The sequence below is a fragment of the Pricia sp. genome, from assembly GCF_041745955.1.
GTDB lineage: Bacteria > Bacteroidota > Bacteroidia > Flavobacteriales > Flavobacteriaceae > Pricia.
In genome coordinates this window covers 1-4364 of sequence record NZ_JBGTHY010000322.1, presented here as the reverse complement: position 1 = coordinate 4364, position 4364 = coordinate 1, and the positions used below count along the sequence as shown (strand labels likewise).

General features: G+C 42.6%; 7 protein-coding genes. All 7 read right to left on the bottom strand.

Annotation, left to right across the window (positions count from 1 at the left end):
- On the bottom strand, positions 1-685 hold a 685-nt coding region (locus ACEW8S_RS11735; protein ID WP_373518337.1), incomplete at its 3' end, for a hypothetical protein.
- Positions 686-764: 79 nt separating this feature from the next.
- The gene (locus ACEW8S_RS11730) at positions 765-1409 is read right to left on the bottom strand and encodes an outer membrane beta-barrel protein (RefSeq protein WP_373518336.1); all 645 of its coding nucleotides are present in this window, start codon (positions 1407-1409) and stop codon (positions 765-767) included.
- 193 nt (positions 1410-1602) lie between these two features.
- Complete coding sequence (locus ACEW8S_RS11725) at positions 1603-1947, bottom strand: thioredoxin family protein (protein WP_373518335.1); 345 nt, start codon at positions 1945-1947, stop codon at positions 1603-1605.
- Between the two features lie 5 nt (positions 1948-1952).
- Complete coding sequence (locus tag ACEW8S_RS11720) at positions 1953-2576, bottom strand: J domain-containing protein (protein ID WP_373518334.1); 624 nt, start codon at positions 2574-2576, stop codon at positions 1953-1955.
- A gap of 126 nt (positions 2577-2702) precedes the next feature.
- Positions 2703-2924 carry a DnaJ domain-containing protein gene (locus ACEW8S_RS11715; protein ID WP_373518333.1) on the bottom strand — a complete coding sequence of 74 codons (222 nt, stop codon included), beginning with the start codon at positions 2922-2924 and terminating at the stop codon, positions 2703-2705.
- A gap of 48 nt (positions 2925-2972) precedes the next feature.
- Positions 2973-3746 (bottom strand): sigma-70 family RNA polymerase sigma factor, encoded by a 774-nt coding sequence (locus ACEW8S_RS11710; RefSeq protein WP_373518332.1) that lies wholly within the window; start codon positions 3744-3746, stop codon positions 2973-2975.
- A 428-nt stretch (positions 3747-4174) separates the two neighbouring features.
- On the bottom strand, positions 4175-4364 hold a 190-nt coding region (locus ACEW8S_RS11705), incomplete at its 5' end, for a hypothetical protein (RefSeq protein ID WP_373518331.1).

The following is a 4364-nucleotide window of genomic DNA, read 5'->3' as shown; positions in this document are numbered from 1 at the left end:
TTTCATTGATAATGCTTTTTATTTCATAGGTCCAATCATAGATCACCTTGCATCGCCAATTACGCCATGATTCATCATGGTTGTTGAGAATCCATGATGCCTTCTCTGAGGTTATTCCGTCCGGGATTTCGATCCCGGAATCTTTTGAAAAATCATCAAGACAATGATCACAAAAACAGGTTTCGGGCAAGATGGGTTCAGGTTCTTCAAACTGGGCATGCCAATGTACATAGTCCATCCAAACACCATCCAGTTCATACTCCAAAAGTAAATCCCGCAACTGGCTAAAACGATACTGACGGAAGCCGGGTTCGGTAGGACAAACCCCCATAAACCAGGACGCAGCTTGCACTTTTTCGCCTTTTTCGTTGATTGCCCAAGCTTCAGGGTGTGTTTCTACATAATTTTTACCATTCAAGGTAGCAAATTCAGCATAAACCATTACACCCTCAGATCTGGCCCTGTTAATCATATCATGGTCAATTGATCCGCTATGGACAAAAATAGCATTGACCCCGAGCTTGTTAAGATTAAATCCTTTATCCCAGAAAGGTTCGGGGCTACCATAAACACCCCTTATTTCAGAGGTTTCAGCGGATTTTTGTTCGCAGGATATAAATAGTAAGGGCCATAGAGTAGCGTAAAGCAAAATATATCTAGAACAGAATTTTATAATAGAATTCATGTTGATCTATGCTATCGGTTTATTGAACTTTAAAAATGTTAAACAATAGCTCTTATAGGATTAATTTTTAACTGTCAAGTTAGAGCTTTTTCAATATCGTCACTCCAAAGTTGATTGACTTTAGCTTAAAATAGGAACCCTCAAAATAGGAATCTTTAAACCATTTTGAAATACTGTTATTGTAATCTAATGCCAGTTGAAAGGCAATTTTTTCACTTAGATTATATTCCAGTCCTCCACCGAGCTTATATCCTATTACATACGAATGTACACCAGACTCGTCGCCAGGACTATTCAATGGAAATAAATTGTTCAGTCCTATCTCCCCGAACAATCGGATTCTACGTGGAATAAAATAGTACCTTAAACTAAGAGGGACTTCCATAAAACTGAAGTCTACTTCCTCGGGACTTGGGGTAAAGGCAAAATCACAAACATCACAAAAATATGTTCCCGTAAAATCCTTGTTGGAGTAATTGATAGCACCGTTAAGTGTAACGTTTGCTTTCAATAGGTACTCTATGTGAAGCCCAAATTTATAATTGGGGTTTTTATAATCGCTTGAAAATCCTGTATACTCACTAATGGGCATCTTTTCCGAACTCAAATTTTTTATGAGTCCGGCAGATAGTCCGATCCTTAATCTGCTTTCGCTATTCTTCTGGCCGTTAAGAGTTATGGAACTTAACAAAAGACCTGCTAAAAATAAAATAAATTGCTTCATGCGTTTTCAATCCTTGTCTTTTCTAAGATGTGCATTTTGCAGAAAAGTTGCGTCTCCGTTGAAACTATTCGTGTTAAGATTAGTTCTTCGAACAGTCCATCGTTTATTTGAACTTTAATTCTTTTGACTTCTGAGATAAAGACCGTAACCTACACTGGATAAAAGGTAAATTCCAATACCTAAAATAAAAGCATTAATATTTACTTCTCCAGTTAAGCTCAATAATTTTTTCATAAAGCTTTGAGGAAATCCAATTTCTTTTCCAACTAACCGATCCAAGTCCAGTTTGTATATTATTAAAAGTATCTGAATTTAGGAAAGCTAAATGGCAGGTCGGCACGCCACGTACCTGATAGCGTTGGGCGATACCCTTGTTCTTGTCGATATCGATCTTGATCACACGCGCCCTTTCGGCCACCTCTTTTGCCACATCGGCCATAATCGGGCTTTGCGCCTTGCAAGGCCCGCACCATTCCGCATAAAAATCGACCAGCACGGGTCTGCCGCCGTTGATGATCTTTTCAAAATTTCCTTTCATTTTTCTTATTTTTTATTTCCTGTCCAATTTTGATATACCGTTTTGTTTTCCCGTATGGATTTCAACTTGCTGAACAGTTCCTCTTCCTCGGCGGATAGGTCTTTGGGCAAGGCCACCTCGATCTTGACCAATAGGTCGCCAAAGGATTTCGCACCATATTTGGGCATGCCCTTGCCTTTTAGCCGTAAGGTCTTTCCCGGATCTGTTCCTTTGGGAAGGGTCATGTTAACGGTTCCCGTTAGGGTCGGGATTTCCACCTTCCCTCCCAAAATGGCGGTATATATATCTACCTTGGCGGTGTGGACCAGATTGCCGCCCTCCCTTCGAAAACGTGGATCGGGCAATACGTTCAAAACGATATAGAGATCGCCCCTTTTGCCCCCGTGCGACCCTTGGTCTCCTTTTCCCTTGATCCTTAACCTTTGTCCGTCATAGGAGCCCGGCCTGATGTCAATGCGCAGTTTTTCGCCATTGAGCCCAAAGGTCTTGCTACCGCCCTGATAGGCTTCGAGGAGGGTAATCGGCATTTCGGCCTCGATATCGTTACCGATCTGTGTCGTTCCGCGCTGACGGCCGCTCCCGCCAAAACCCTGGAACGGGTCGTTCCCGCCGCGGCCGCCGAAGAACATATCGAAAAAGCTTGAAAAACCGCTACCATCGCCCTGGCCGCCAAAAAACTCCGATGGATCTCCCTCATAATAATAGGTATGGCCGCCCCCTTGTCGCCCCCCACCGCTGCCTGCCCGTTCATAGGCCTACCAGTTTTCGCCCAGCTCGTCGTATTTCTTTCTTTTTCCGGGACTGCCCAAAACTTCGTTGGCCTCGTTGATCTCCTTGAATTTTTCCTCGGCGGTCCTATCGTCCGGGTTTTTATCGGGATGGTATTTGGACGCAAGTTTCCTGAACGCCTTTTTGATGTCCTTTTGGGACGCGTTCTTATCTACCTGTAATATTTTATAATAGTCTTTGTACTTCATGGCCGAAAACTATTTTTTTCCGATCCGTGGCATAAAGTCTATTTCTCCCTATTCCATATACCGTTTTTCAAGACTTATTTTTATGCCCTGTCTTACCTTGGCCAGATGCGAATCGACCTCTTCGACCGATATACGCTTGATATTGGCGATTTCGAAAGGTGCGAACCTTTGGTTGACCGCAAGGTCGTAAATCGATTTCATCGGGGCCGGCAGCCGGTGCAGTACCAAGTCGATATGTTGGTGCATTTCGGTATCGCCCAGTTCGGAATCCAATTTTTCCGACCATTCCCCTTCCGGGTTCTTTTCTATAAAAACATCCGCTAGATGATACTCGTACTTTGGGTACGAGGGGTCGTCGAATTCCTCCAACGGCATCAGGTCGCCGTCTCCATCGGTACTGAATTCCTCCTGCATGGCATCCCATTCCGCCTTGGTGTATTTTTCGATGTCCTCGAAAAAGAATTCGTTGAGTGCTTCCTCAACGACCGTGTCCTGAAAAAGATCGTCCGCCTTCTTGAACAACCATGGGCGAAGGTCTTTTTCGTCCTCCACTTCCCCGATATGGTCAAAGGCGATAATGTATAGTTCATCGGTGAAATCCGCTACCCTGTACTTCCCCTGTGGAAGATCACCGTTTCCAACGGCAAAACTTAGACGCCGTGCCATATACTCTTCGATATCGGGCAGGATTTTTTGTACGAGGGTATTAAAGCTGTCCCGGTCGTTTTCCTCTTTCGATCGGATCAACCGAGTGAAAGAAAGCGCGGCAAGGCCATGAAGTCCGCTATTTTGTTCCGAAGTTCGTTTCCATTTATTTTCCATAATGCACCTTTTTAAGGGCGGCCCGACAACCGCCGTTTTATGATTACACTTTCCGATGGACCTTTTTTTCAAACTACTTTCAAATTAATGTTTTGTTCGTAGCTGAAGGTGTAGAATCGTGAAAAATAGTATCCAAAAAATATTCCAAAAATCGGAACGGTACACTGTTGATACCCTCATTTTTCCGGATTTATTGAAATACCCGATATTCGGAACAATATCAGATCCGGAAGCTACAGGCACAAAAGTCCTTTTATATTGAAAATTTGTCATCTGAAAATGTCAAAATGACATTTTCAGAAAAGGGCTTTACGAAAAAAAGGCAGGTTTTTCATAAAATTTTTTTAAGGTCCGGCTGCAAGTTTGGCTATTTCCTATCTGGCATTTTTTTTGTCCATGGTACATTGAATATTAAATTATTGTTTAACTTAAATCTTTATTATCATGAGCACTTTGGCAAAAGTTTCGAACAATGGAGGTTTGACAAGAACAAATCCCAACATGTCATCGAACCTCCCCATGTGGTCTTTGATCGATGATATTTTCAACCGGGAGTTACCATCAATATTTTCCCAAAATTTTAATACCGGCATCAGTTTGCCCAAAGTGAATATAAAG

What these genes read in the sequence shown, in the direction of transcription:
- ACEW8S_RS11730 (WP_373518336.1), bottom strand. Translation starts at nt 1,409, where the DNA reads ATGAAGCAATTTATTTTATTTTTAGCAGGTCTTTTGTTAAGTTCCATA.
- ACEW8S_RS11725 (WP_373518335.1), bottom strand. Translation starts at nt 1,947, where the DNA reads ATGAAAGGAAATTTTGAAAAGATCATCAACGGCGGCAGACCCGTGCTG.
- ACEW8S_RS11720 (WP_373518334.1), bottom strand. Translation starts at nt 2,576, where the DNA reads ATGTTCTTCGGCGGCCGCGGCGGGAACGACCCGTTCCAGGGTTTTGGC.
- ACEW8S_RS11715 (WP_373518333.1), bottom strand. Translation starts at nt 2,924, where the DNA reads ATGAAGTACAAAGACTATTATAAAATATTACAGGTAGATAAGAACGCG.
- ACEW8S_RS11710 (WP_373518332.1), bottom strand. Translation starts at nt 3,746, where the DNA reads ATGGAAAATAAATGGAAACGAACTTCGGAACAAAATAGCGGACTTCAT.